General features: G+C 71.1%; 24 protein-coding genes and 6 tRNA genes. 9 read left to right on the plus strand and 21 right to left on the minus strand.

Going from position 1 to position 24,758, the window contains the following annotated elements; genetic code table 11:
* Positions 1-7: 7 nt before the first annotated feature.
* The 3 genes from ACWD5F_RS20960 to ACWD5F_RS20970 all read right to left on the minus strand — a co-directional run bounded on the left by ACWD5F_RS20960 (position 8) and on the right by ACWD5F_RS20970 (position 2,251).
* On the minus strand, positions 8-1,294 hold the full coding sequence (locus ACWD5F_RS20960) for an ABC transporter substrate-binding protein (RefSeq protein ID WP_451256233.1): 1,287 nt from the start codon (positions 1,292-1,294) through the stop codon (positions 8-10).
* A 339-nt stretch (positions 1,295-1,633) separates the two neighbouring features.
* Positions 1,634-1,705 (minus strand) — tRNA-Val (locus tag ACWD5F_RS20965).
* A gap of 78 nt (positions 1,706-1,783) precedes the next feature.
* Complete coding sequence (locus ACWD5F_RS20970; protein WP_451256235.1) at positions 1,784-2,251, minus strand: TIGR02611 family protein; 468 nt, start codon at positions 2,249-2,251, stop codon at positions 1,784-1,786.
* 191 nt (positions 2,252-2,442) lie between these two features.
* Between ACWD5F_RS20970 and ACWD5F_RS20975 the strand changes: the two genes are divergently transcribed.
* Together ACWD5F_RS20975 and ACWD5F_RS20980 are read left to right on the plus strand one after the other, a co-directional pair.
* Positions 2,443-2,856 (plus strand): SsgA family sporulation/cell division regulator, encoded by a 414-nt coding sequence (locus tag ACWD5F_RS20975; protein WP_004002642.1) that lies wholly within the window; start codon positions 2,443-2,445, stop codon positions 2,854-2,856.
* 232 nt (positions 2,857-3,088) lie between these two features.
* Positions 3,089-3,649: a CGNR zinc finger domain-containing protein gene (locus ACWD5F_RS20980; protein ID WP_401725173.1), complete on the plus strand. Its 561-nt coding sequence runs from the start codon at positions 3,089-3,091 to the stop codon at positions 3,647-3,649.
* Between the two features lie 70 nt (positions 3,650-3,719).
* Here the strand turns inward: ACWD5F_RS20980 and ACWD5F_RS20985 are convergent, their stop codons facing one another.
* Positions 3,720-3,872, minus strand: a complete 153-nt coding sequence (locus ACWD5F_RS20985) for a hypothetical protein (RefSeq protein WP_280877994.1) — start codon at positions 3,870-3,872, stop codon at positions 3,720-3,722.
* Between the two features lie 178 nt (positions 3,873-4,050).
* Complete coding sequence (locus ACWD5F_RS20990; protein WP_451256237.1) at positions 4,051-4,503, minus strand: hypothetical protein; 453 nt, start codon at positions 4,501-4,503, stop codon at positions 4,051-4,053.
* 240 nt (positions 4,504-4,743) lie between these two features.
* Here ACWD5F_RS20990 and ACWD5F_RS20995 point away from each other — a divergent pair, with 240 nt between their 5' ends.
* On the plus strand, positions 4,744-5,271 hold the full coding sequence (locus ACWD5F_RS20995) for a DsbA family protein (RefSeq protein ID WP_451256239.1): 528 nt from the start codon (positions 4,744-4,746) through the stop codon (positions 5,269-5,271).
* 26 nt (positions 5,272-5,297) lie between these two features.
* Here the strand turns inward: ACWD5F_RS20995 and ACWD5F_RS21000 are convergent, their stop codons facing one another.
* Genes ACWD5F_RS21000 through ACWD5F_RS21010 form a run of 3 tightly spaced genes read right to left on the minus strand, consistent with a single transcriptional unit; the run spans position 5,298 to position 8,035 of the window.
* The gene (locus ACWD5F_RS21000) at positions 5,298-6,122 is read right to left on the minus strand and encodes an N-acetyltransferase family protein (RefSeq protein WP_451256241.1); all 825 of its coding nucleotides are present in this window, start codon (positions 6,120-6,122) and stop codon (positions 5,298-5,300) included.
* Positions 6,123-6,173: 51 nt separating this feature from the next.
* Positions 6,174-6,995 carry an aminotransferase class IV gene (locus ACWD5F_RS21005; RefSeq protein ID WP_451256243.1) on the minus strand — a complete coding sequence of 274 codons (822 nt, stop codon included), beginning with the start codon at positions 6,993-6,995 and terminating at the stop codon, positions 6,174-6,176.
* Positions 6,992-8,035, minus strand: a complete 1,044-nt coding sequence (locus ACWD5F_RS21010) for a chorismate-binding protein (RefSeq protein ID WP_451256245.1) — start codon at positions 8,033-8,035, stop codon at positions 6,992-6,994. Before ACWD5F_RS21010 ends, ACWD5F_RS21005 begins: the two co-directional genes overlap by 4 nt.
* A 179-nt stretch (positions 8,036-8,214) precedes the next feature.
* Here ACWD5F_RS21010 and ACWD5F_RS21015 point away from each other — a divergent pair.
* From ACWD5F_RS21015 to ACWD5F_RS21035, 5 genes are all read left to right on the plus strand, one after another.
* Positions 8,215-8,287, plus strand: a tRNA-Gly gene (locus ACWD5F_RS21015).
* Between the two features lie 38 nt (positions 8,288-8,325).
* Positions 8,326-8,399, plus strand: a tRNA-Cys gene (locus ACWD5F_RS21020).
* 1 nt (position 8,400) lies between these two features.
* A tRNA-Val gene (locus ACWD5F_RS21025) sits at positions 8,401-8,472 on the plus strand.
* Positions 8,473-8,491: 19 nt separating this feature from the next.
* Positions 8,492-8,563: transfer RNA gene (locus tag ACWD5F_RS21030), tRNA-Val, on the plus strand.
* 12 nt (positions 8,564-8,575) lie between these two features.
* Positions 8,576-8,647 (plus strand) — tRNA-Val (locus ACWD5F_RS21035).
* Between the two features lie 79 nt (positions 8,648-8,726).
* Here ACWD5F_RS21035 and ACWD5F_RS21040 read toward each other — a convergent pair.
* The 4 genes from ACWD5F_RS21040 to ACWD5F_RS21055 form a co-directional block, all read right to left on the minus strand.
* Complete coding sequence (locus ACWD5F_RS21040; RefSeq protein ID WP_451256247.1) at positions 8,727-9,026, minus strand: TFIIB-type zinc ribbon-containing protein; 300 nt, start codon at positions 9,024-9,026, stop codon at positions 8,727-8,729.
* An 80-nt stretch (positions 9,027-9,106) separates the two neighbouring features.
* A complete protein-coding gene (locus tag ACWD5F_RS21045) occupies positions 9,107-10,105 on the minus strand; it encodes a phosphotransferase family protein (RefSeq protein WP_451256249.1) in 999 nt (332 codons plus the stop codon).
* A gap of 286 nt (positions 10,106-10,391) precedes the next feature.
* The gene (locus ACWD5F_RS21050; RefSeq protein WP_401725152.1) at positions 10,392-10,598 is read right to left on the minus strand and encodes a hypothetical protein; all 207 of its coding nucleotides are present in this window, start codon (positions 10,596-10,598) and stop codon (positions 10,392-10,394) included.
* Between the two features lie 198 nt (positions 10,599-10,796).
* Entirely contained in the window at positions 10,797-11,072 is a 276-nt protein-coding gene (locus ACWD5F_RS21055; RefSeq protein WP_124002793.1) for a hypothetical protein, read from the minus strand.
* A gap of 196 nt (positions 11,073-11,268) precedes the next feature.
* Here ACWD5F_RS21055 and ACWD5F_RS21060 point away from each other — a divergent pair, with 196 nt between their 5' ends.
* Positions 11,269-12,672 carry a serine/threonine-protein kinase gene (locus ACWD5F_RS21060; RefSeq protein WP_451256252.1) on the plus strand — a complete coding sequence of 468 codons (1,404 nt, stop codon included), beginning with the start codon at positions 11,269-11,271 and terminating at the stop codon, positions 12,670-12,672.
* Between the two features lie 37 nt (positions 12,673-12,709).
* On the opposite strand, the gene ACWD5F_RS21065 is transcribed toward ACWD5F_RS21060, so the two are convergent.
* The 9 genes from ACWD5F_RS21065 to ACWD5F_RS21105 form a co-directional block, all read right to left on the minus strand.
* The gene (locus ACWD5F_RS21065) at positions 12,710-13,102 is read right to left on the minus strand and encodes an NUDIX domain-containing protein (protein ID WP_402362293.1); all 393 of its coding nucleotides are present in this window, start codon (positions 13,100-13,102) and stop codon (positions 12,710-12,712) included.
* A gap of 3 nt (positions 13,103-13,105) precedes the next feature.
* Positions 13,106-13,924 (minus strand): TrmH family RNA methyltransferase, encoded by an 819-nt coding sequence (locus tag ACWD5F_RS21070; protein ID WP_401725145.1) that lies wholly within the window; start codon positions 13,922-13,924, stop codon positions 13,106-13,108.
* A gap of 64 nt (positions 13,925-13,988) precedes the next feature.
* Complete coding sequence (cobA, locus tag ACWD5F_RS21075; protein ID WP_451256254.1) at positions 13,989-15,221, minus strand: uroporphyrinogen-III C-methyltransferase; 1,233 nt, start codon at positions 15,219-15,221, stop codon at positions 13,989-13,991.
* A 319-nt stretch (positions 15,222-15,540) separates the two neighbouring features.
* The gene (gene cobT, locus ACWD5F_RS21080) at positions 15,541-19,428 is read right to left on the minus strand and encodes a nicotinate-nucleotide--dimethylbenzimidazole phosphoribosyltransferase (RefSeq protein WP_451256256.1); all 3,888 of its coding nucleotides are present in this window, start codon (positions 19,426-19,428) and stop codon (positions 15,541-15,543) included.
* A 392-nt stretch (positions 19,429-19,820) separates the two neighbouring features.
* A complete protein-coding gene (cbiE, locus tag ACWD5F_RS21085) occupies positions 19,821-21,038 on the minus strand; it encodes a precorrin-6y C5,15-methyltransferase (decarboxylating) subunit CbiE (protein WP_401725137.1) in 1,218 nt (405 codons plus the stop codon).
* Between the two features lie 100 nt (positions 21,039-21,138).
* The gene (locus ACWD5F_RS21090) at positions 21,139-21,777 is read right to left on the minus strand and encodes a GNAT family N-acetyltransferase (protein ID WP_401725134.1); all 639 of its coding nucleotides are present in this window, start codon (positions 21,775-21,777) and stop codon (positions 21,139-21,141) included.
* 132 nt (positions 21,778-21,909) lie between these two features.
* Entirely contained in the window at positions 21,910-22,746 is an 837-nt protein-coding gene (locus tag ACWD5F_RS21095) for a MetQ/NlpA family ABC transporter substrate-binding protein (RefSeq protein ID WP_451256258.1), read from the minus strand.
* Positions 22,747-22,815: 69 nt separating this feature from the next.
* On the minus strand, positions 22,816-23,541 hold the full coding sequence (locus ACWD5F_RS21100) for a methionine ABC transporter permease (RefSeq protein ID WP_450356799.1): 726 nt from the start codon (positions 23,539-23,541) through the stop codon (positions 22,816-22,818).
* Complete coding sequence (locus ACWD5F_RS21105) at positions 23,538-24,569, minus strand: methionine ABC transporter ATP-binding protein (protein ID WP_451256261.1); 1,032 nt, start codon at positions 24,567-24,569, stop codon at positions 23,538-23,540. Before ACWD5F_RS21105 ends, ACWD5F_RS21100 begins: the two co-directional genes overlap by 4 nt.
* Positions 24,570-24,758 lie beyond the last annotated feature (189 nt).

The following is a 24,758-nucleotide window of genomic DNA, read 5'->3' on the forward strand; positions in this document are numbered from 1 at the left end:
CGTCCCCTCAGCCCGCGAAAGCGGCCTTGGCCTCGCCGAACAGCGCCTTGGCGGCGTCGGCCGGCTTGGACTTGCCCTGGGCCACCTCGCCGCCCAGGCGCAGGAACGCGGCCTCGATCACGTCGGCGCCGGACGGATGCGGGGTGATCTTCCCGAGCACTCCGGCGTCGGCGACCTCGGCCTCGTAGGCCGCGACGCCCTTGTTGTTGGGGTCGGTGGGCTTGAACGCGGCGTACTGCTCGGTGGTGGCGAGGATGCCGCGGTCGTAGCCCATGATCTTTCCGACCTCGGGGTCGTGGACCATGAAGTCGATGAACTGGGCGGCTTCCTTGGGGTGCTTGGTGCCGGCGAAGGCGCTGAGCATCAGCGAGCCGAGGTACTGGCCGGTGTCCTTGCCGTCCGTGGTGGGGATCGGCGCGAGCCCGTAGTCCGACTCGCCCTCGCCCTCGTAGCGGATGGAGAAGTTGTCCCAGGTGAACTCGGACGCGGCCAGGCCCGCCGAGAGACCGGACTTGGGCTTGACCTGCTCGATCTTCTTCGGGTCGGCGACCAGGCCGGACTTGACGCGCTTGTAGCCGTCGGCCCACCACTGGGTCAGATCGTCCTCGGTGAAGCCGAGGTCGGAGTCGGTGAAGAAGGCCTTGCCGTGCTGGCGCAGGTAGAGGTCGTAGAGGTACATGATGCTGAAGTAGCCGGTGTCCCCCGCGATCTTCAGCTTGTCCTGGATCGTCTGGAGGGTGTCGAAGTAGTCGTCCCAGGTCCAGCCGAACGTCGCCTCGACGCCGGCCTTCTTGAAGGCCTTGAGGTCGATGACGAGCGCCATGGTGTTGGCGCCGACGGGTACGCCGAGTTGTTTTCCGTCGGCCTGACCGGCTGTCAGAACTCCGTTGCGGAAGTTCTCCAGACTCAGATTCCCGGAGTCCGCCTGTGTCTTGAGGTCCATCAGAACTCCGCGCTTGTCGTACTTGCGCAGAAAGCCGACCGCATTCTGGAAAACGTCCGGCGGATTACCGCCGGAAGCCTGTGTCTGGAACTTCTCCCAGAACGCCTCGTAGTCGGTGAATTCGGGCTTGATTTTGATCTTCGGATACTTCTTCTCGAAGAGCGCGATGGTCTTCCTGATGGCGATGGTGCGCGGTTCGCCGCCCCACCACGCATAACGGAGCGTCACATTCCCGTCTCCGGAACCGCTTTCCCCACCGCAGCCCGTCGTCGCCGCGAGCCCGAGCGCGGCCGCCGAAGCTCCGGCGGCCTTGAGGATCGTACGTCTCTCGACATTCCTGCTGGTTCCCACAGTCGGGCCCCTCCCCGGCATCGTTGCCGCCTGCGTGAATCGTTTCAAGTAAGCGCTTGCTGGCACAAGGTACGGAGGGTCCGGGGGTGCGTCAATGATTCGGACAGGAATTTCTCAAGGGCCGGTAAGCCGCAGCGGGGCGCTCGGCGACGGGACGAGGCGGCCGATGTGACGCCGTCGCAGGTGGGAGGCCCATGGCCGACGGACCGGACGGGAGGCGGCTCCCCCGGGGAAAAAACGTCCGGGAGCAGGCGTTTGAGGGGGCATCAGGAGGCTCGTCCGGACGCGTAGACGACGGCGGCCCACCTGCACTGAAGCAGATGGGCCGCCGTCTTCGGGTGGGCGATACTGGGTTCGAACCAGTGACCTCTTCGGTGTGAACGAAGCGCTCTCCCACTGAGCTAATCGCCCGGACGCAGGAAGAAGATTACCCCATGTCAGGGGGTACCCATGACCGTCGGCGAGCCGCGGCGGCACCCCGCGCGCGGGTCACTGGTCCTTGATGTTCCAGGGCATCTCGAGGCCGAACTTCCACAGGTAGACGCCGACCAGGGCCGCGATGATCACGAGGCCGATCGAGGTCAGGATGATGTTGCGCCGCCGCACCCTGGGGTCGAGGGCCTTCTGGGCCGCCTCGGTGACCTTGCGCTTGGTCCAGCGCAGCACCAGCTGGGCCCAGACGAACTCGGTCGCCCAGATCGCCATGCCGCCGAAGATCACGACCCAGCCGGGTCCCGGCAGCGGCAGCATCACGATGCCGGCGGCCACGACCGCGAGGCCGATCACGAAGATGCCGACCTGCCAGCTCAGATGCAGGACGCGACGCGCCTTGACGAACTCCGGCGCCTTGGAACCCAGGCCCCGCTCACCGTCTGTGGCGTCCGCCTTCGTCACGTCCGCGCCGTTCCCGTCCGATGCCACGGCGACCTCGCCCGGCTCGTCACTCCCCGTATCCATACGGCCAAACCCTACCGGACGGAAACCGGTCACCGGAATGGTCGTACCGTGCGAACAGGCTCTCGGCCGGAAGAGTTACGTAAAGGCACGCAAAACACTCAGAGGGGTTTACAACGGCACCGTAGGTGGCATGTCGATTTCGCCGACGTGCGAATCCCCGAGCGCACACTGAGCGAAAGGCCCTGGCGCTTATGAACACCACGGTCAGCTGCGAGCTGCACCTGCGCCTCGTTGTGTCGAGCGAGTCCTCCCTGCCTGTCCCCGCAGGCCTGCGGTACGACACGGCCGACCCCTACGCCGTGCACGCCACCTTCCACACCGGAGCCGAGGAGACCGTCGAGTGGGTGTTCGCCCGCGACCTCCTCGCGGAAGGCCTCCACCGGCCCACCGGCACCGGCGACGTCCGTGTCTGGCCGTCGCGCAGCCACGGTCAGGGCGTCGTGTGCATCGCCCTGAGCTCCCCGGAGGGCGAAGCCCTCCTGGAGGCCCCGGCGCGGGCGCTGGAGTCCTTCCTGAAGCGAACGGACGCCGCCGTGCCCCCCGGCACGGAACACCGGCACTTCGATCTCGATCAAGAGCTCTCCCACATCCTGGCGGAGAGCTAGGCCCGCGGCCCCGCGAAGCCGCCCGGCGCCGTCGACTCGGGGAGACGGCTCGGGCTTCGACATCCGCATAACGTGCGCACCGGCGCCGTCACCGCGATTCCTCGCGGTGACGGCGCCGGTGCGTGTGCGAGGGGGCGGTGATGAGCCGGAACCCGTGCCACGCCCGGCCGACCGATTACCATCGGCCAGCAACGGCGGGTGTGTGCCCGACCCCCAGGCCAGGGAGCGAAACGTGCTCATCACCCACGACACCCGGTGCGCCCTCGACACTGTGGTGGACCTGGTGAACACCGCACCGGAGGACGAGGCGACCCCGGAGGGGCTGCCGGACACCGCGACTCTCGAGGATTTCGTGCGAAACCACGAGATCAGTGATGTCGGCGTCCTGTCGGAGTTCGACCTCTCGGCGGTGCGCAAGATCCGGGGCCGGTTCGCCGCGGTCTTCGCCGAGGCGGACCCCCGCGCCGCGGCCCGGCAGATCAACGAGCTGGTCGCCGCCGCGGGCACCACCCCGCGCCTGACGGACCACGACGGCTACGACTGGCATGTGCACTACTTCGCCCCCGGTGCCTCCGTCGCCGACCATCTCGCGGCGGACTGCGGGATGGCGCTGGCCTTCTTCGTGGTCGCCGGTGAGCAGGAACGGCTGCGGCGCTGCGAGGCCCCGGACTGCCGGCGCGCCTTCGTCGACCTCTCCCGCAACCGCTCGCGCCGCTACTGCGACAGCCGCACCTGCGGAAACCGGTTGCACGTGGCCGCGTACCGGGCGCGTCGCAAGGAAGCGGCGGGCTGATCCCGCGCGGGCACGGAGGGTGGTGTCGACGTGGTCCCCGACGGGTGACGTCAGGGACCACGGGTACGGCTCACAGCAACAGCAGGTCGTGCAGCGCAGCCATGAGCAGCAGACACCCGATCACCGCTAGGAAGATCATCAGCGGTGGCTGGGAAAGGGCGAAGAGGCATCCACGCGGCTCGTCCTCCGGCGGCGCGGCTTCCCTCTGGGTCGTGTCCAGCATCTCGCGGCGATGATGTCCTAGACCGCACCCCCCGCGCGATCAACACGCCCGGAATGACTGGGAGTTCGCCGAATTCCGTGTTGTCCGTTTCGGGTCGTGATCACTTCCGGACAGCGTGGTGATCCACTGTGTCGTTTCACTCGTCATGCACCGGACATATGCGCTGCTGCCGCGCGGTTCAGATGCCGTGCTTCTTGAGGATGGCCTCGATGTCGCTGAAATCGTCGCCCGCGGACGCGCCCGCGCGGGGCGCGCTCGCCGGACGGGACGCCGCTCGGGTGCTCGGACCCAGCGAGGGCGCCGAGGCCTTCGGTGCGACCGCCGCCTCGGACCGCTGCGCGGCCCGGGCCTCCCGGCGCTCCTTGCGGGTGCCGCCGCGGCGGCGCTCCACGGCGCGCGTGCCCATGAACAGCACCCACGAGGCACCGAGCACCACGAAGCCGGCCCAGGCGGTCGGACTGAACGCGGTGTCCGCCACCCACCCCACGACACCGGTCATCACCAGGCCGACCGGCACGAGCGAGTAGGCGGCGATACGGGCGGCGGAGAGGAAGCGCTTGCGGTACGCGGTGACCGCCGCGATGCCCAGGCCGGCCGCGGACACGGCGGAACAGACTGTCTCGGCAATCATCCGGTCCTCCTGGCAGGCCTCGGTCGGGCGTGGTCGCTTCGTCCCTTCCATCCTGCACCGCCCGACCCCCGTGGGGCCATGCTCCGGCGGGACATCAGGGACATCTCCGGGTCGGATCATCCGCAGGTGCCGGTCACGGACGAGCCGTGGCCCCGTCAACAGGTGCCTCATCAGGTATTTCGCGGGCCGCCGGCCGACGTCCGATTGGGGCGTGCGGGCCCGGACTGGAAGACTGTGGCCATGAGCGACTCCTCCCCCGAACTGCCCGCCGCCGCCGTCCTCGAGGTCTGGTGCGAACTCCAGTGCCCCGACTGCCGTGCCGCCCTGGCGGATCTGCGCGCCCTGCGGGCCCGCTACGGCGACCGGCTGGAGCTTCGACTGCGGCACTTCCCGGCGGAGAAGCACCAGCACGCCTTCGCCGCCGCGCAGGCCGCCGAGGAGGCACTGGAGCAGGGGCAGGGGTGGCCGTACATCGAGGCCGTGCTGGAGCGGGTCGCGGAGCTGGACCGTGAGGGAGAGCCCTTCCTGGTCGAGGTGGCCGGCGAACTCGGGCTGAACGCCGAGGAGTTCGACACCGCACTGATCGACGGCCGGCACATACTGATCGTCGACGCCGACCAGGCCGAGGGCAAGGCGATCGGCGTGAGCGGCACCCCGACGTACGTCATCGGCGGGGAGCGCCTGGACGGCAGCAAGAGCCAGGAAGGGCTGCGCGAGCGGATCGAGGAGATCGCGGACCGACTGCTGGCAGGACAGCAGAACGCCTGAACGGCGGCTTCGGCCGCGGCTCACGCCTACAGCAGCGACTTGTACAGGGCGTACCGCGTCGTCTCGTAGCCGAGAGATTCGTAGAGCCGCTCGGCCGGGGTGTTGTCGGCGAACACGTTGAGGCCGAGGGTGCGGCTGCCGGCGGCGATCGCCTGGGTCTCCGCGAACAGCATGAGCGTACGGCCGTGTCCACGGCCTCGGTGGGCGGCGTCGGCCTCGACGTCGTAGACGAAGGCCCCGTCCGCCGTCAGTGCCACCCACAGGGTGCCCACCGGAGTGCCCTCGTGTTCGAGGACGCTGAACAGCATGTTCTCGGTGGCGAGCCCGTGCGGCAGCAGGGCCTCGTGGTCGCGCCGGGCCTTCGCGTACGCCTCGGCCTCGGGGACGCCGCGCTCGATCCACGTGCGCGCGTACGCCTCCGACTCGTGCGCGTGCCACGCCGCGAAGTCGGCCTCGGTCATGGGGCGGCCGTGGCTGCCGGCCGGCAGGGCGGGCGGGGTGTCGCCGAGCGGCTTGCGCATGCCGCGGTTGCGCGGGACGTAGCCGACCGCCTTGACGAGCCGCAGGGCCGCTTCCGCGTCGGCGGCCACGCCGATCTCGATCTGGCGGCAGCCCCAGCCGCGCGCCACCTCCTCGGCGGCCAGCGCCGCCACCGTGCCGCGGCCCCGACGGCGGTCCGGCTCTTCGATGCGCAGGTCGACGATGCGGGCCACCGCGTCGCCGAAGGCGGGCGAGGTGCCGAGGTGGAGGGTGCCGACGGGACGGCTGTTCACGCACACCTGGTAGTGGCGTGAACGCGTCCCGTCGGCGGCGCGCTGGAGCGGCTCGGTCGGCCGCAGGGTGGTGGTCATCAAGGGAGTTCTACCCGCAGTCGGCGCCGACGTCTGCCTAATTAATTCGGCTCACGGATCCTGGTCGTCGCCGGACCGCTCGTCGAAGATCCGCATGGCCTTCGCCGTCACCGGGCCCGGCGCGCCCGGGAGTTCACGGTCGTCGACGCGGTGCACGGCCTGGACGTCCCGCAGGGTGGAGGTGAGGAAGACCTCGTCCGCGCGCTCCAGGACGTCGAGCGGCAGGTCGGTCTCCTTGGCGCCGGTCCATTCGACGGCCAACGCGCGCGTGACGCCCGCGAGGCACCCGGAGGCGAGCGGCGGGGTGTGGATCTCGCCGTCCAGGACGACGAAGACGTTCGACCCGGTGCCCTCGCAGAGCTGCCCGACCGTGTTGGGGAACAGTGCCTCGGAGGCGCCGGCGCGGTGCGCGCGGGCCAGGGCCACGACGTTCTCGGCGTACGAGGTGGTCTTCAGGCCGGTGAGGGCGCCGCGTTCGTTGCGGGTCCACGGGACCGTGATGACCGCCGTGGAGTCCGCGCGGCGGGTGGTCTCGCCGAGCGCGACGACGAGGGTGGGGCCGGTGTCGCCGCGGTCCGAACCGAGCGGGCCGTGGCCGCCCGTGTACGTGATGCGCAGGCGGCCGAGCGGCATCGGGTTCGCGTCCAGCACGGCGGCGCAGGCGCGGCGGACCTCGTCGTGGTCCGGGTCCGGCAGGCCGAGGCCCCGCGCGGAGCGGGTCAGCCGGTCCAGGTGCCGGGTGAGCGCGAACGGCCTGCCGTCCACCGCCTTCAGTGTCTCGAAGATGCCGTCGCCCACGGTCAGTCCGTGGTCGAAGACGGAGACGCGGGCGGACTCGATGTCCTGGAGCCCGCCGTCGAGCCAGATCTTCACGTCAATCCCTCTCCACTCACCTCGTACGCCCCCGACGCTATCGCGAGCAGCCGGCCCGCCTTCAGCTCGGTCTCCCGCCACTCCCCCTCGGGATCGGAACCCCAGGTGATGCCGGCACCGGTGCCGAAGCGCAGCTCCCCCGCCGCCCGGTCGATCCAGAACGTCCGGATCCCGACGGCCAGTTCGCCCGTCCCGCGATCGGCGTCGACCCAGCCGATGCCACCGCAGTACGGGCCGCGCGGTGCCGTCTCCAGGGCGTCGATGATCCGCAGGGCGCTGGACTTGGGCGCGCCGGTGACCGAGCCGGGCGGGAAGGCGGCGGCGAGCAACTCCGGCCAGCCGGCGCCGTCGCGCAGTTCGCCGTGGACCGTCGACACCAGGTGCACGAGCCCCGGGTGCTTCTCGACCGCGCACAGGTCGGGCACGGTCACACTGCCGGTGGCGCACACCCGCCCGAGGTCGTTGCGGACCAGGTCGACGATCATCACGTTCTCGGCGTAGTCCTTCTCCAGGAGGTCCGCCTCGGTGCGCCCGGTGCCCTTGATCGGCCCGGACTCGACGACCCGTCCGGCGCGGCGCAGGAACAACTCCGGGGACGCGGTGGCGATCTCCACACCGTGCTCCGGCAGCCGGATCGTTCCTGCGTACGGCGCCGGGTTGCCGCGGGCCAGCAGCGCGGTCAGGGCGTCCACGTCGGCGTCGGCGGCGACGGGCGCGGCGAGCACCCGGCACAGGTTCGCCTGGTAGACCTCACCGGCCGCGATGTGCTCCCGGATCCGGCGCACGCCCGCCGTGTACGCGGCGCGGTCGAGCGACGACGTCCAGTCACCGGCCGCCGGCCCGCGCCACCGCCCCGGCACCGGCGCGGGCACCGGTTCCTCTCGTACGTCGCTGAAGCGCGCGCAGGTCAGACGACCCTCGAAGTCCGCGGCCACGGCCCAGAAACCGGTGGAGTCCAGCGCGGCGGGATCATCGGTGACGTCGAGGAGCCCGGTGGCGACGCGGTCACCGAAGCGGGCGAGGGGCGGGAGGTCGTGCACGCGGTCGAGTCTATGGCGGGTGTCCTGGAGGTGGCCCGGCCGTGTCCCCGAGGATGCCCAGGCCACGCGCGTGAGCGGGCGCAGCGCAGCACGCTGCACAAACGCGTTTTTGTACTGGCCCCGGAATCCGCTAGAGTTCAACACGTCGCCGGGTCGCGCGAGCGGACCGGAAACGACAAGCGGACGTAGCTCAGTTGGTAGAGCGCAACCTTGCCAAGGTTGAGGTCGCCAGTTCGAACCTGGTCGTCCGCTCGTAGGAAACGGGGGATCTTCCCGACCCCCGCACTCCGGGTGGAGTGGCCGAGAGGCGAGGCAACGGCCTGCAAAGCCGTCTACACGGGTTCAAATCCCGTCTCCACCTCCAAGGACGATTAGCTCAGCGGGAGAGCGCTTCCCTGACACGGAAGAGGTCACTGGTTCAATCCCAGTATCGTCCACTGGATCTTCGGATCCCCCGCGCGATTAGCTCAGCGGGAGAGCGCTTCCCTGACACGGAAGAGGTCACTGGTTCAATCCCAGTATCGCGCACGCAGCACATGAGGACGATTAGCTCAGCGGGAGAGCGCTTCCCTGACACGGAAGAGGTCACTGGTTCAATCCCAGTATCGTCCACACACCGAAGCCCCCAGCCGTCTCGGACGGTTGGGGGCTTCTTCGTGGTCCGGACCGGGCGTCCGGACCGTGGTTCCGGTCAGCTGGAGAACAGCATGCGGCCGAAGCTCTTCTGCCGGTGGTGACCGCCGTGTCCGCCGTAGTGGGCTCCGCCGTGACCGCCGGCGTGCGGGGCGCCCCAGGCGGGGGCGGCCGGGGCCGGGTAGCCCTGCGGGCCCGGGGGCGGCGGGGCGGGCTGCTGCCACTGGGACTCCACACGGGTCAGCGCCTCGAGCTCGCCGTAGTCGAGAAAGATCCCGCGGCAGTTGCTGCACTGCTCGATCTGGACACCGTTGCGGTTGTACGTCTGCATCGACCCATGACACTTCGGACACTGCATGGCCGGCTCAACTCCTCGCCCGTCGGACCTGTTTCCTGTTTCGCCAGGACAGACTCCGTCCGGCGGCGGTCGGTTGCACCCTACTTCGGGAAACCGGGAGGCAAGTCCGGTGCGGCAGAACTCATTCGGGCGCATGCGTCGATCACGGACATCTCGATCTCGTCCAGGGGGCGTTGCTCGGCGGTCGCCTTGACGATCGCGCGGGCCGCCGTCTGCACGGTGAGGGCGCGGGCCGGGACGTCCAGAGCGGGCCAGGGGTCGCCGTCGGGCGGGACGGCCGGGCCGCCGGCCGCGCGGTACGCGGTGAGGAAGCGGGTCCATTCGTCGGGCGGGAGGAGACCGCAGGCGTACCAGGCGGCAGGGCGGGCGAGGTCCCAGGTGGGGACGCCGGTGCCGAGGTCGTCGACGTCGATGAGGTGCCACGGACCGTCGGGGGTGGGGTGACGGACCAGTTGGCCGAGGTGGAGGTCGCCGTGGCAGAGGGTGGTGCGGTCGGGCATGGGGGTCTCGGCTCGGGCCCACGGGGGGAGGGTGGACCAGGCGGCGAGGACGGGGGGTACGGCGGGGTGTTGGGCGGCGGTAGTTGGGGCGGTTTGGAGGCGGGCGACGGCGTGGGCCGCTTTGGTGGGGCCCTGCATGGGGGGCAGGGACAGGAGGGCGCCTGTGGTCGTGGGGGCGACGGATGCGAGCGGGGTGCGGTGGAGGTGGGCGAGGAGGGTGGCGGCGGCTTCCCAGGGGGCCGCGTCGGGGTCTTCCGGGTCGACGGGGGTGCCGTACGGCCAGAAGGTCACCAGGCGGCCGTGCAGGTCCACGGGGGTCGGGACGAGTGGGGGGAGGAAGATGCCGGGGAGGTGGGCGGCTGTGGTGAGGCGGGTGGTGAGATCGGGGAGGGTGGTGGTGGGGGTGTGGGCCTTCGCGACGGTGTCCGCGTGGCGGACGACTGTGGCGTCGGGGCGGTCGGCGAGGGTTTCCGTACGGTCGCTTCCGCGGAGGCAGGGGCAGGTGGGTGTGCGCGTGCGTGCGTGTGCCGTGGCCCTGGCTCGGGTGGTGAGTTCGGTGAGCAGGGGGGTGGCGGTCACGGGGCTCCCTGGGCGCGGGTGGGTCTGGTGCACGAGCGTACGGTTCTCGCCCGCGCCGCCCCTACCCGTCCCATCCCCAGGGGCGCTGCCCCTTCGACCCCGCCAGGGGGCTCAGCCCCCTGAACCCTCGCTCCTCAAAGGCCGGAGGGGCTGAAAAACAAAAAGCAACGCCGGCGCAGCTCCCCAGCTGCGCCGGCGTTTTGCCGTCCGCCGCACCCCCGTCCCCACGGGGTTTCATGGGTGGATGTCCCCGCCCGGACCGCTCTTCCGGGCCTGGGGTCGCCGCTCAGCGCCCCAGCATCACTCCCACGGACGACGCCTGTGTCGCTACCGTCTCCCAGCCGTCGAAGACGAGGAGCAGTAGCGCAGCCAAGGGGAGGGCCATGAGTGTCGCCACCAAGGGGTGGCGGCGGCCCTGACGGCGGGGGCGGAAAGCGGTGTGCGCCTTGCGCTCCTGCGTGCGGATCTGTGCCCGCGGTGCCGTGTAGGCCATGGTCCCTCTCCTGACCGAACTCAGTTGTCGTTGGCAGCGGCGGGTGTCTGACCTCGGGGGACGAGTGCTGCACCCGCCGCTTGACTTCAAATCTAGGCGTCCGGCCTCTGTCGCACGTCATGCCCTCGTATCGATTCCCGGGCCTCCCGGAGGATGAGCCATGACCTGGGAACTACTCCCCTGGGTGGAGAAATGGTCCTAGGTCTCAGGGTCTTCCCGGAGGGGCTGTCCGGTGTGCCCTGCCTTCTCCGAGCTGTCCTCCCTGGGCACCGGCTGTTCGACCAGGGCCAGCACCCGGGTCGCCATGAAACGGGCCGTGCGGACCACGGAACCGCTGCGGGTGACTTCGCTCACTTCCACGACACCTCGGCGCACCGCCGTCTCCACCCGACGGCCCGCTCTGCTCGCCACCACCTCGTACGTCCTCGTCGTGTCCCCGGCGTCCACGACTATCTCCACGCGATCACCCTTCACGCGCTCAATCCCCCTTCTGTGGCGGGTGGTTGGGATCACAGGGCAGTCGAAGTCCCGCTGTTCACGCGGTCCCTGACCACTCTTCAAGTCTCCCACCCGGCACTGACAATCCGTTGGGGCGAGAGGGCGCGGCCTCTGCGCGCGGGCGGCCGTGGAAACGTAAGCTGTCGCTCGTCACACGGACCGGGCAGCGGGGATGAACATGGCGATGATGCGCCTGAGGCGCGAGGACCCGCGTGTCGTCGGCTCGTTCAGGCTTCACAGACGGCTCGGCGCGGGTGGGATGGGCGTTGTCTATCTGGGCTCCGACAAGAAGGGGCAGCGGGTCGCGCTCAAGGTGATCCGCCCCGACCTGGCGGAGGATCAGGAGTTCCGCTCGCGGTTCGCCCGTGAGGTCTCCGCGGCGCGGCGGATCAGGGGCGGGTGCACCGCCCGGCTGGTCGCCGCGGATCTCGACGCGGACCGGCCGTGGTTCGCCACGCAGTACGTGCCCGGCCCCTCGCTGCACGACAAGGTCGCCGACGAGGGGTCGCTGGGTGCGGCCGAGGTGGCTGCGGTGGGGGCTGCCCTGTCGGAAGGGCTCGTCGCCGTGCACGAGGCCGGCGTGGTGCACCGGGATCTCAAGCCCTCCAACATTCTGCTGTCCCCCAAGGGGCCGCGGATCATCGACTTCGGTATCGCCTGGGCGACGGGGGCCTCCACGCTCACCCACGTCGGTACGGCCGTCGGCTCGCCCGGCTTCCTCGCGCCCGAGCAGGTGCGCGGCGCCGCCGTCACGCCGGCCACCGACGTCTTCTCCCTCGGCGCGACCCTCGCGTACGCCTCGATGGGTGACTCGCCCTTCGGGCACGGCAGTTCCGAGGTGATGCTGTACCGCGTCGTGCACGAGGAGCCCCAACTGCACGGCGTCCCGGACGCGCTCGCCCCGCTGGTGCGGGCCTGTCTGGCGAAGGACCCCCAGGACCGGCCCAGCACCCTCCAACTGTCGCTCCGCCTCAAGGAGATCGCCGCCCGCGAGACCCAGGGTCTCGGCGACGTACGTCCGCCCGCGCCCCGCGCCGGTGAGGCGGACCGGCCCACCGGGCGGCTCTCGGACACCTATCCGGACCAGCAGCGTGCCGTCCAGCGGCGGCCTCCGCAGGGGACCAAGGGTTCGCAAGGTGGACAGCAGGGCTCGCAGGCGGGGCATGGCGGACAGGGGAATCCGGCGGGTTCGCAGGGTTCGGCCGGGCCTCGGGGCAATGCTCCTTCCCGGGGTGGCAGTGCGTCCCGCGGGGGTGGTCCGTCCTCGTCCCGCGCGGGTGGCCGCAACACGCCCCCCGCGCGGAACACGACGCGTTCCGGCAACGGCAGTGGGAGTCGGCCCGCGCCGCGCAGCGGCACCGGGCGGCCCGGGCCCCGGCCCACGGGGACCGGTCGGCGGCCCGCCAATCCGCGGCTGTTGCGGCAACGGCTGTTCGTGTTCGTCGTGGTGACGCTGCTCGTTGCGCTCGGCATCGCCGCCGCGCAGGGGTGCCAGGGGCCGTCGCGGGGGCTCGGCGGGGACCGTGATGTCGTACGGCAGGAGCAGCCGCACGCGGATCGGGCCGCTTCTCAATAGGGCGTCAGCCCGAATGAGCGTCAGGCCGAACCGGGCGTCAGAGGGTCGGCAGGATTCGTTCGAAGAACTCTCGGTCGGCCTCGAAGACCGGGCTCAGCGCGAGGTACTCCTCCGGTGTGACCCAGCGGGCCTCGGTGACCTCATCGCCGTCGGGGACGGGTTCGTCGGTGGAGTTCTCGGCGGTCCACCAGTGGAGGCGGAAGTGGCCGTCGTCGGTGAGTGACTCCCAGACCTTGGCGCCCGGGGAGACGGTCAGGCCGATCTCCTCGTGGACCTCGCGGACCAGGGCCTGCTGCTGGGTCTCCCCCGGTTCGAGCTTGCCGCTGAGGGGTTGCCAGTAGCCGGGGCGGGCGACGGTGGGGCCGCGCCGGACGACCAGGACCCGGCCGTCGCGGCGCAGTACCGCCACGATCGCCTCGCGCCGTGCCATCGCTTACGCCTCGGGGCGGCCGGTGGCCACCGCGTAGAAGGCGACCGCGGCCGCCGCGCCGACGTTCAAGGAGTCGACGCCGTGGGACATGGGGATGCGGACCCATTCGTCGGCGGCAACCAGGGCCTGCGTGGAGAGGCCGTCGCCCTCGGCGCCGAGCATCAGGGCGACGCGGTTCATGCGGTGCGGGGCGGCCTCGTCGAGGGATCTGGCCTTCTCGTCCGGAGTGAGGGCGAGGAGGGTGAAGCCGGCCTCGCGGACCGACTCCAAGCCCTTGGGCCAGGTGTCGAGGCGGGCGTAGGGGACGGAGAAGACGGCGCCCATCGAGACCTTGACGCTGCGGCGGTACAGGGGGTCGGCGCAGTCCGGGGAGAGCAGGACCGCGTCCATGCCCAGGGCCGCCGCCGAGCGGAAGATCGCGCCGATGTTGGTGTGGTCGTTGACGGACTCCATGACGACCACGCGGCGGGTCGTCTGGAGGAGGTCGGCGGCGGTCGGCAGCGGCTTGCGCTGCATGGAGGCGAGCGCGCCGCGGTGCACGTGGTAGCCGGTGACCTGTTCGGCCAGCTCCGGGCTCACCGCGTAGACGGGGGCGGGGAGTTCGTCGATGACGTCACGCATGACGTCGACCCACTTCGCGGACAACAGCATCGAGCGCATCTCGTAACCAGTGTCCTTGGCCCGTCTGATGACCTTCTCGCCCTCGGCGATGAACAGGCCCTCGGCCGGTTCGCGCTTACGGCGCAGCTCTACGTCGGTCAGGCCCGTGTAATCACGCAGGCGCGGGTCGTCGGGATCCTCAACGGTGATGAGATCGGCCACAGGGTGATACTGCCTTGTCCTGGGTGTGGTGCCAACGGCTGGAACCGGGTTGGGTTACCCGTGGTTACGCGTGCTTCTTGGGGCCTACGTCCACGACCTCGCCGATGACGATGACCGACGGGGCCTTCACTTCCTCCGTGCGGACCGTCTCGGCGACCGTCGCGAGGGTCGCGTCGACGCGGCGCTGACCTGCGGTGGTGCCCTCCTGGATCACGGCGACCGGGGTGTCGGGGGACTTGCCGTGCGCCACGAGGGTTTCGGCCACCTTCCCGATCGTGCCGACGCCCATCAGGATCACCAGCGTGCCGGTCAGCCGGGCGAGGGCCGGCCAGTCGACCAGGGAACGCTCGTCGTCGGGGGCGATGTGGCCGCTGACCACCGTGAACTCGTGCGCGACGCCCCGGTGGGTGACAGGGATGCCGGCCGCGCCCGGGACCGAGATCGAGCTGGAGATGCCGGGCACGACCGTGCACGGGATGCCGGCCTCGGCGAGCGCCTGGACCTCCTCCATCCCGCGGCCGTAGACGAACGGGTCGCCGCCCTTCAGTCGTACGACCGACTTGCCCTGCTTCGCGTGTTCGATCAGGGCGTTGTTGATGGCCTCCTGGGCCATGAAGCGGCCGTAGGGCAGCTTCGCCGCGTCGATCACCTCGACGTTCGGGGAGAGTTCGGCGAGGAGGTCGCGGGGGCCGAGGTGGTCGGTGATGACGACGTCCGCCTCGGCGAGGAGGCGGCGGCCTCGGACGGTGATCAGGTCCGGGTCGCCGGGGCCGCCGCCGACGAGGGCGACGCCGGGGGTGCGGGTGCGGTGGTGGGGGGCGACGAGGGTGCCGTCGCGCAGGCCCTCGACGACCGCGTCCCTGATGGCGGCGGTGTGGCGGGGGTCGCGGCCGCGGGCGTCTGTGGTGAGGACGGCTACCGTGACGCCTTCGCTGTGGCCGGTGGCCGGGGTCCAGGCGGTGGCCTGGTCGGCGTCGTCGGAGCGGACGCAGAAGACTCGGTTGCGCTCGGCCTCGGCGGAGGCGGCGGTGTTGGCTTCGGGGTTGCTGGTGGCGATGAGGGCGTACCAGGCGTCGGCGAGGTCGCCGTCCGCGTACGGACGCTTCTCCCAGGTGAGTTCGCCCGCGTCCACCATCGCTTCTACCGAGGGGGTTGCTTCGGGGGATACGAGGAGGATGTCGGCGCCGGCCGCGATGAGTGCGGGGAGGCGGCGCTGGGCTACCTGGCCCGCACCTAGGACGACGACCCTGCGGCCGGTGAGGCGGAGGCCTACGGGGTAGGCGGGGTGTTCGGCCATGGGGGTGCGGCTCCCTGGTGTGGCGGTGGTGCGATGCGGATGCCCTGACGTGCAGATTTTAGAGGGCGGGGAGATTTGGGGCGGCTCGGGTGTGCGGTGGCTGAGCTTCGGTGCCGGGTGCACGCCCGTGGACGGTTGTGCCCACCCGTTCCGCCGTGCGGAACGCCTGCCCACAACCGTGACGGCGTGAAGATGGAACCGGGACCGTGGCGGCGTGGGACGGCGGCCGGGACCGGCGGCGGCGTGAGAAAGCAACCGCGACCGCGGCAAGCGGCGAAGGGCCCGGGGTCGCAGTGCCCCGGGTCGCCCAACCTGCCGCCTACTTCTCCGTGACCCCCGCCGAGTCGAACGTCGCCACCTCGTGCATCGCCCTTGCTGTGCTCTGTACCAGCGGGAGGGCGAGCAGGGCGCCGGTGCCCTCGCCGAGGCGGAGGTCGAGGTCGACCAGGGGGCGGAGGCCGAGTTTGTTGAGGGCGGCCACGTGGCCCGGTTCGGCGCTGCGGTGGCCGGCGATGCAGGCCGCGAGGACCTCGGGGGCGATGGCGCGGGCGACCAGAGCCGCGGCACCGGCGCTGACGCCGTCCAGGATCACCGGCGTACGCAAGGACGCGCCGCCGAGGAGGAGGCCGACGATGGCCGCGTGTTCGAAGCCGCCGATCGCGGCGAGTACGCCGATGGGGTCGGCCGGGTCCGGCTGGTGGAGTTCGATGGCGCGGCGGACGACCTCGGTCTTGCGGGCCAGCGTCTCGTCGTTGATGCCGGTGCCGCGGCCCGTCACCTCGGCGGGGTCGGTGTCCGTGTAGACCGAGATGAGCGCGGCGGACGCGGTGGTGTTCGCGATGCCCATCTCGCCGGTGAGCAGCGCCTTGTTGCCGGCCGCCACCAGGTCGCGGGCGGTCTCGATGCCGACCTCGATGGCCTGCTTGGCCTCCTCGCGGGTCATCGCGGGGCCGGTCGTCATGTCGGATGTGCCGGCGCGCACCTTGCGGGGCAACAGGCCGGGCGTGGCCGGGAGTTCGGACGCGACGCCGACGTCCACCACGCAGACCTCGGCGCCCACCTGGGTCGCGAAGGCGTTGCAGACCGCGCCGCCGCCGAGGAAGTTGGCCACCATCTGGGCCGTCACCTCCTGCGGCCACGGGGTGACCCCTTGCGCGTGCACGCCATGGTCGCCCGCGAAGATCGCGACGGCCGCGGGCTCCGGGATCGGCGGCGGGCACTGCCGGGACAGCCCTGACAACTGCGCGGAGATGATCTCCAGCATGCCGAGCGAGCCCGGCGGCTTGGTCATCCGCTTCTGGCGCTCCCAGGCCTCGCCGAGCGCCTTGGCGTCCAGCGGGCGGATCTGGGCGACGGTCTCGCCGAGCAGGTCGTGCGGGTCCTCGCCGGGCAGTGCCCGACGGCCGTACGTCTCCTCGTGCACGACCCACGACAGGGGGCGCCGCTTGGACCAGCCGGCCTGCATCAGCTCGGGCTCGTCCGGGAACTCGTCGACGTAACCGACGCAGAGGTACGCGATGACCTCGAGGTGCTCCGGCAGGCCGAGCGCGCGGACCATCTCGCGCTCGTCGAAGAAGCTGACCCAGCCGACGCCGAGGCCCTCGGCGCGGGCGGCGAGCCAGAGGTTCTCGACCGCGAGGGCGGCGGAGTACGGCGCCATCTGGGGCTGGGTGTGGCGGCCGAGGGTGTGCCGGCCGCCGCGGGTCGGGTCGGCGGTGACCACGATGTTCACCGGGGTGTCGAGGATGGCCTCGATCTTCAGTTCCTTGAACTGCTTGGCCCGGCCCTTCGGCAGCGACTTGGCGTACGCCTCGCGCTGGCGCTGGGCCAGTTCGTGCATCGCGCCGCGCGTCTCGGCGGAGCGGATCACGACGAAGTCCCAGGGCTGCGAGTGCCCGACGGACGGCGCGGTGTGGGCCGCCTCCAGGACGCGCAGCAGGACGTCGTGCGGGATGGGGTCGCTGCGGAAGCCGTTGCGGATGTCGCGCCGCTCGCGCATGACCTTGAGCACGGCCTCGCGCTCGGCGTCCTCGTAGGCGGGCGCGGCCGGACCGGTGGACTGTGCTGCTTCTGCCACTACGGCCGTGCTCTCTTCCTGCTCGGCGGCCCTGGTCTCCAGGTCCTCCGCATGCTGTACGAGGTCGGGGTCGGATTCCCGGGGTGCGGGAACCGTACCGACGGACTCCTCCTCCGCGGGGAGGACGAGGGGGTGCGGCGGGGTCGGCGCGAGGTGCGGAGTGGTCGGCACCGAGCCCTCGACGGGGACGAACTGGCCGACGGGCTGTGCCGGCGCCGCCAGGTCCAGGGGGAGGGCCGCGGACTCGGGCGCGTTGCCGGTGACGGGCCCCTGGGGGGCGAGGGGCGACCGACCGTCCGGCGCTTCACCAGGAACGTCGGAGGGGGTGTCCGTATCGGCCGCCGCGACGACCGCGAGAGGCGTCACCGGGTCGGACACGACGTGCACTTCGGCTTCCGGGAACGCGGGCTGCGCGGGCTCGTCCCAGGCACTGGACTCGGGGTCCACGGGCTGGACAGGCGGCTCATGGGATACGGCGATGTCGGCGGCCGGAGCGACGGCTTCCGCCAGTTGCGGGGCCGCTGCCGTGTCGTCGGGGGCCGGCGCCGAGTCCGCGGGCTCGGGGAACGGGAGGACCTCGACGGCTTCGAGGAGATAGGGCTCGGGCTCCGTCGGTTCGAGGACCGGCTCCACGGCGGGGGCGAGTCCGGTCGGCTCGACGGCAGCCAGGGGGGCGGGCTCGACGGGGACCGCTTGCGCGGCGGAGTCGTCGTGGGCGGCTTCGGCCGCCGACGTCTCGAAAGGCACAGCGGCCTCGGGCACGGGAGTCTCGTAAGCGACGCCGGCCTCGGGCGCGGGCGTCTCGAAAGCCACCGCGGCCTCGGGTTCCGGCGCCGGCAGCGGCAGGGCTTCGGCGGGCGGCGCCTCGAAAGCGTGCGCCGGCTCGGGCGCGACGGACTCGACGAACTGCCCGTTGTCGGACGCCTGGACGTTCTCCGGAACCTGCCCGGCAGCGTCCAGGTCGACGGGCTCAGCCTCGGCAACCGGCTCAGAGCCGGTCATCGCGTCGGCCACCTGCCCCGCCTCCGGGAACGTACCGACGATCTCTCCGGCATCGGCACCGGCCCAGGCCGCCTCGACCGCCGCGGCGTCCGGACCGGTGGGCTCCACCGGAACGTCGGCCTGTGCGTCCTGCGGCGGCAGGGCCCCGACGGGAACGCCGTACGTGCCGTCGGCCACGGGCGCGACCGGGAGACCCGACACACCGTCCCCGTTGAAGCCGGCCTCGGCTCCAGGAACGCCGTCCACCGGGACACCGGCCCCGGAGCTCTGCCCACCCTGTACAGCGAACGTGGGCTCAACACCCTGACCGTGGCCCACGCCGAACCCGGCGCCGGAGCTCTGTCCGCTCTCCGCGGCGGACACGCCCACCGGAATCTGGCCGTTGTGCAAGGCGTGGTCGTACTCCGCTCCTTCGGCCTCCGGGACCGAATCGCCGTACGCGGCAACGCCGTTCGGCTCGGGGGTCGGCATCGCCTGGGCCTCGTGGGCCGGCTCCTGCTCAGCGACGGCCGCCGGCGCGGGTGCCTCCACCAGTTCGGGGCTCGGCTGCTCGGCCGGAACAACCGTTTCGGCGACCGCGGCCTCGGTGGCGACCGGTGTCTGGACCGCCGCCTGTGACCCGGCGGTGCCCCAGGGGCTCCCGCCCTGCGGGGGCAGGTCGCTCAGCGGCTGGGAGGCGTCGAGGTATTCGGGGTCGGCGGGGGTCGGCGGGCCCGACTGCCAGACCGGCGCTCCCGTGGGGCCGCGGTCGGCGAGGGAGCGGACCGGGCTCGCGGAGGCGTTGGGGGTCGGCGGGCCGAGGTGCAGGGGGCGGCGCGGCGGGACCGGGGCGGGCGCGGGTGTCGGGTCGGGCAGGCGGACGCCGTTGAGGTCGACCGAGCCGCTGTCACGGCCCGCCGTCTCGTGCGGGCCCGGCTCGTGCACGGTCTCGACGACCGGCTCGGGCGCCGGCGGGGCGACCTCGTTGCCCCAGGGGCTCTGGGCGCCCGGGAGCAGCAACAGGTCTTCGTCCTCGGCGGTGGTCTCGGAGAGGTAGGTGTACGCGCCGTGCGGGGGGACGCCCGGCTGTTCCACCATGCCTGCGCTCTCCGGCAGTCCCTCGCCCGGGACCTGGCCGGTGTCCGTCATGCGTACCCCTCGCCCATCGGTTAGTGCTTCTACGTCCAGCCCACCGGGGACGGCGCACCGACCGCCCCCGCAGTGAAGAACGAGCGTGCCTGTCCAGCGGCACGAACGACCCGTCCGTAAAAGGCGACAAAGCCATTCAGTGGCATTGTCGCGGCCGTTGCCCCGCCTTGGCAGCTTGATCCGCGACGGGCCGCTGTGGACTGCGCCACGTTGCGCATCCCCCGGTTGTGCCGTACCACACCCCATCCCAAAACGGGCGCGTTTTCCGGACATTGACGAACGAAGTGCCGGGCCACCCGATGCGGTACAACGGTCGGCCAGCCTACCGCGCGCGGTACGACTACAGGATCACCGGGACGGAATAAATCAGGATCACTGGGACGGTACGGGGCTCACGTGGTGCGCTCCGGGAGCACGCCGCTGAGCAGGAACGCGACGCTCCGCTCCTTCTCCGTCCACGCGCGCGTGTCGAGTTCGACGGACTGCAGCAGCGCGCACTCGACGCGGTACCCGTGCTCCGTCAGGTCCCGGCCGAGGAGTTCGGCCGCGTCGCGGGTGGCGGCGTGCGCGACGATGCGCTGCGGGCGGCGGTCGACGACCGCGGAGACCACGGCCGCTCCCCCGCCGCCGACGCGGACCACGTCGGGTTCGGGGAGGTTCTCCAGGACGTGCGGGGCGGTGCCGTGGATGATCTGCGGCTGGACGCCGAAGCCGCGTGCGACGGCCTCGGTGCGGGCGCAGGCCGCCACGTCGCGGTCGACGGCGATGACGGCGGCGCCGGCCCGCGCGGCCTCGACGGTGAAGGCGCCGCTGCCGCAGCCGATGTCCCACACCAGGTCACCGACGCGCGGTCCCAGCCGGGCGAGTTGGGCGGCGCGCAGCAGATCCGTCTCGCCCTCGCCGAGGTGACCGCCGTACGACTCGTCGGGCAGGACCCAGCCTCGGGGTTCGGTGCCCGGGTCGCGTCCGGCGAGCCAGCCGCCCTCGCCGGCGACTCCGGGTGCGGCGGAGCCGCCGATGACGATGACGACGTTCGGGTCGCGCCAGGTGTGGTCGGCGGCCTTGTCGGAGGTGACGACGGTGACCTGTTCGCGGTCGGTGCCGAGTTCCTCGCAGATGACGAAGGTGCGGTGCACGCCCTCCAGGAGCAGGCCGAGTTCGGCGGGGCCCGCGCCCGGTGAGGTGAGGACGGCGACCTTGGCGTGGGCGCGGCACACGTTCACGGCGCGGCGCAGGGTGCGGCGGTGGGCGACGACCACCTGCGCGTCGTCCCAGGGCATGCCGGCCCGGGCGAAGGCGGCGGCGACCGAGGAGACGGCGGGGACGACCTCGACCTCCAGGCCGAACTCCGGTGCGCGCAGGGTGCGTACGACTCCGAAGAACCCGGGATCGCCGTCGGCGAGCACGACCGCGGAGCCCCGGTGGGCGGCGATGCGGCGGGCGGCGAGGGCGACGCTGCCGAGGCGGATGCGTTCGGCGCGGGGCGGTACCTCGGGAAGCGCGAGGTGGTGGGCGGAGCCGGCGACCAGGGTGGCGGCACCCAGGGCGGAGCGGGCCGCGGCGGTCGGCGGCGAGCCGTCCCAGCCGATCACCGTGACGCGGTCGGCCATTGTCGTCAGTCTCCAGGAGGTTTACGCAGGTCGGGCTCCGTGAGGGTACCTGGTGTCGGGTACCGCCGGGGCGGTGCTGTTCCGCTCATTCCCCCAGGGTTCAGTTCCAGTCGGTGTACGAGGTGAAACCGCTGGTGTCGGCGAGCTGCTCCTCGGTGCCGTCGAGGTCCTCGGGCAGCAGACTCCACACGATGAAGTCGGTGCGCACGTCGCTCCAAGTGCCGTCCTCGGCACGGACGTGCGCTATGCATGCGCCGCGCAGGACGCCCTCGCTGATGCAGCCGATCTTCTGCGCGACCTGCTGCGAGGCGGTGTTGTCGGCCGCGGTGCGCAGCTCGATCCGCTCGAACTTCTGGTCGGTGAACAGCCATTGGGCGGTGGCGAGCGCGGCCTCCGAGGCGTAGCCCTCGCCGCGGGCCCAGGGGCCGACGATGTACGACAGTTCGGTGGAGCGAACATGCCAGTCGGTCTTGGCGAGTTGGATGACGCCCACCAGACGCTGGGTGAGGAACTCGGTGACGGCGAAGTCGAGTCCGCGTCCCGACGCGCGTTCGCCCGGCGCGTATTCGGTGATCCAGCTGCGGGCGCGGTCCTCGGTGTACGGCTGTGGCACGTCGGTCCAGGCGCCGACCTGTTCGTCGTTCATCATCTCGGCCAGTGCGGGCACATCGTCCTCGTCGAGGGGACGCAGCACCAACCGCTCCGTGCTGATGGAGATGTTGGGGAAGGTGCTAGTCATGCGACGCTCCGTAACCTTCGGAAGAACATGCAGGGCCCGCTGAACTGCCCAGCATGCAGCATGCAGCCACCGAAACGCACCATGGGGTCCACCCCAAGTGAGGGAGTGGACCCGGTGCGTGGCGATACGGGACTAGAAGGACGCGATGACGGAGCCGTCGTACTTGTCCTCGATGAACTTCTTGACCTCCGGAGAGGTGAGGAGCTTGGCGAGCTTCTTCACCCGCGGGTCCTTCTCGTTGCCTTCCTTGACCGCGAGGAAGTTGCCGTAGGGGCTGTTCGTCGCGGACTCCAGGACGAGGGCGTCCTTGGCGGGCTTGATGTCCGCGGAGATCGCGTAGTTGCCGTTGATCACCGCCGCGTCCACGTCGTCCAGGGAGCGCGCGGTCTGGGCCGCCTCGACCTCCTTGAACTTGAGGTTCTTCGGGTTCTTCGCGATGTCCTGCGGGGTCGCCTCGCTGCCCGCGCCGTCCTTGAGGGTGATGAGCCCGTTCGCGGCGAGCAGCTTCAGCGAACGCGCCTCGTTCACCGCGTCGTTGGGGACGGCGACGGTCGCGCCGCTCTTCAGGGCGTCGACGCTCTTGACCTTGTGGGAGTAGAGGCCGAGCGGCTCGAGGTGCACCGTGACGACGGGCACGATGTGGGTGCCGCGCTTCTTGTTGAAGTCGTCGAGGTAGGGCTGGTTCTGGAAGTAGTTGGCGTCCACCGAGCCGTCCTCGGTCGCCGTGTTCGGGACGATGTAGTCCTGGAACTCCTTGACCTCCAGGTCGAGTCCCGCCTTCTTCGCCAGGTTGTCCTTGACGTAGTTGAGGATCTCGGCGTGCGGGGTCGGGCTCGCGGCGACGACCAGCGGACCGCTGTAGTCGGAGGAGGAGCCCGCGGAGTCCTTGTCCGAACCGCACGCGGTGAGCCCGAGGGTGAGGGCTCCGGCGGCGAGGACAGCGGTGGTGAACTTTGTGACGTTACGCACGAAAAGTGCCTTTCCTTCAGGGTGCAGCGACCCGCGGTGGGTGTGCGGGGCGTTCTGGGTGGGGGTGGCTCAGACGGTCTTGCTCGTCGCGGTGGACGCCTTGAGCAGCCGGAGCCTGGGGGCGGCACCGGACTGACCGGCGCGCCGGTGCAGCGTGCGGGCCGCGTAGTCGCCGGCGAACTGGATGAGCGAGATGACGACGGCCAGGATCGCGACGGTGATCCACATGAGCTGGGTCTCGAAGCGCTGGTAGCCGTAGCGGATGGCGATGTCGCCGAGGCCGCCCGCGCCGACCGTGCCGGCCATCGCGGAGTAGCCGATGAGGGCGACGATCGTGGTGGTGGTGGAGGAGATCAGGGAGGGCAGCGATTCCGGTACGAGGACCTTGCGCACGATCGTCCAGGTGTTGCCGCCCATCGACTGCACGGCCTCCACGAGCCCGCCGTCCACTTCGCGGACAGCCGTCTCGACCAGGCGCGCGAAGAAGGGGATGGCGCCGATGGCGAGCGGCACGATGGCGGCCTCGCGGCCGATGGTCGTCCCCGTGATGGCGCGCGTGAAGCTCATCAGCGCGACCATCAGGATGATGAACGGCATCGACCGGGCGACGTTCACGACCTGCCCGACGACCTTGTTGGCGACGACGTTCTGCAGCAGCCCGCCCCGGTCGGTGAGGACGAGGAGCACGCCGAGCGGCAGCCCGCCGACGACGGCGATGAGGGTGGACCAGCCGACCATGTAGAGGGTGTCCCAACACGCCTGGGACAGCAGCGGCTGCATCTCGGACCAGGTCACTTGGCACCTTCCTTCACGAGCTGGGGCTCGCCCACGATGTCGATCTGCAGGCCCTGTTCGCGCAGGAAGCCGATGGGCACGACGTTGTCCTCGTAGCGGCCGGGCAGCTCGATCCGCATGCGGCCGACCTGGAGTCCGCCGACGGTGTCGATGGCGGCACCGAGGATCGATATGTCGATGTTGTAGGTGCGCGAGAGCTGGGAGATGACGGGCTGGGTCGCGGCCTCGCCCTGGAAGGTGACGTCGACGACCGTGCGGTCGGCGCCGGTGGCCTCGCCGTCGACCGGGAACAGCGCGGCGGCCAGCTCGGAGCCCGGGGTCGCGAGCAGCTCGCTCACCGTGCCGGACTCGACGATGCGGCCCCGCTCCATGAGGGCGGCGGAGTCGCAGATGGACTTCACGACGTTCATCTCATGGGTGATGAGCAGGACGGTCAGACCCAGCTGCCGGTTCAGGTCGCGCAGCAGCTGGAGGATGGAGCGGGTGGTCTCCGGGTCGAGGGCGCTGGTCGCCTCGTCGGACAGCAGCACCTTGGGGTCGCCGGCCAGGGCGCGGGCGATGCCGACACGCTGCTTCTGGCCGCCGGAGAGCTGGGCGGGGTAGGCCTTCGCCTTGTCGGCGAGCCCGACCAGGTCGAGGAGTTCGAGCGCCTTGGCGGACCGTTCCTTCCCCGACCTGCCGAGGATCTCCAGCGGCAGCTCGATGTTGTCCTGGACCGTGCGCGAGGACAGCAGGTTGAAGTGCTGGAAGACCATGCCGATCCGGCTGCGCGCCTGCCGGAGTTCCCGGCCGGCGCGGGGGCCGCGGCCGGCCAGCGCGGTCAGGTCCTGTCCGGCGACGGTCACCGTCCCGGCGGTGGGGCGCTCCAGCAGGTTGACGCAGCGGATGAGCGAGGACTTGCCGGCGCCGGACTGGCCGATGACGCCGTACACCTCGCCTTCGCGGACGTGGAGATCGACGCCGTCGAGGGCGGTGACCTCACGGCCGCGCGAGCGGTAGACCTTGGTGAGGCCTGATGTCGTGATCACTGGGGTTTCCGTCACTGTCGAGTACGCGGGCGTGGGTGTGCCCTGGTACGGGAAGACAAGGGGTGCGCGGGGCAGGGTGGTCACGTACGGCGTTCGACGACGTACGGACATGCCGCAGCTGCTCGCTTCGGGGCGCGAGACTCAGGGGTTGGTGCGAGGGCCCTCTAGAAGGCGCACATTCGACACATA

Source organism: Streptomyces sp. NPDC002499 (assembly GCF_053595415.1).

Excerpts from the sequence above, each read along its gene's own strand:
- ACWD5F_RS20970 (WP_451256235.1), bottom strand. The coding sequence starts at position 2,251 with ATGGATACGGGGAGTGACGAGCCGGGCGAGGTCGCCGTGGCATCGGAC.
- ACWD5F_RS20975 (WP_004002642.1), top strand. The coding sequence starts at position 2,443 with ATGAACACCACGGTCAGCTGCGAGCTGCACCTGCGCCTCGTTGTGTCG.
- ACWD5F_RS20985 (WP_280877994.1), bottom strand. The coding sequence starts at position 3,872 with ATGCTGGACACGACCCAGAGGGAAGCCGCGCCGCCGGAGGACGAGCCG.
- ACWD5F_RS20990 (WP_451256237.1), bottom strand. The coding sequence starts at position 4,503 with ATGATTGCCGAGACAGTCTGTTCCGCCGTGTCCGCGGCCGGCCTGGGC.
- ACWD5F_RS20995 (WP_451256239.1), top strand. The coding sequence starts at position 4,744 with ATGAGCGACTCCTCCCCCGAACTGCCCGCCGCCGCCGTCCTCGAGGTC.
- ACWD5F_RS21000 (WP_451256241.1), bottom strand. The coding sequence starts at position 6,122 with ATGACCACCACCCTGCGGCCGACCGAGCCGCTCCAGCGCGCCGCCGAC.
- ACWD5F_RS21040 (WP_451256247.1), bottom strand. The coding sequence starts at position 9,026 with ATGCAGTGTCCGAAGTGTCATGGGTCGATGCAGACGTACAACCGCAAC.
- ACWD5F_RS21050 (WP_401725152.1), bottom strand. The coding sequence starts at position 10,598 with ATGGCCTACACGGCACCGCGGGCACAGATCCGCACGCAGGAGCGCAAG.
- ACWD5F_RS21060 (WP_451256252.1), top strand. The coding sequence starts at position 11,269 with ATGAACATGGCGATGATGCGCCTGAGGCGCGAGGACCCGCGTGTCGTC.
- ACWD5F_RS21065 (WP_402362293.1), bottom strand. The coding sequence starts at position 13,102 with ATGGCACGGCGCGAGGCGATCGTGGCGGTACTGCGCCGCGACGGCCGG.
- cobA (WP_451256254.1), bottom strand. The coding sequence starts at position 15,221 with ATGGCCGAACACCCCGCCTACCCCGTAGGCCTCCGCCTCACCGGCCGC.
- cobT (WP_451256256.1), bottom strand. The coding sequence starts at position 19,428 with ATGACGGACACCGGCCAGGTCCCGGGCGAGGGACTGCCGGAGAGCGCA.
- cbiE (WP_401725137.1), bottom strand. The coding sequence starts at position 21,038 with ATGGCCGACCGCGTCACGGTGATCGGCTGGGACGGCTCGCCGCCGACC.
- ACWD5F_RS21090 (WP_401725134.1), bottom strand. The coding sequence starts at position 21,777 with ATGACTAGCACCTTCCCCAACATCTCCATCAGCACGGAGCGGTTGGTG.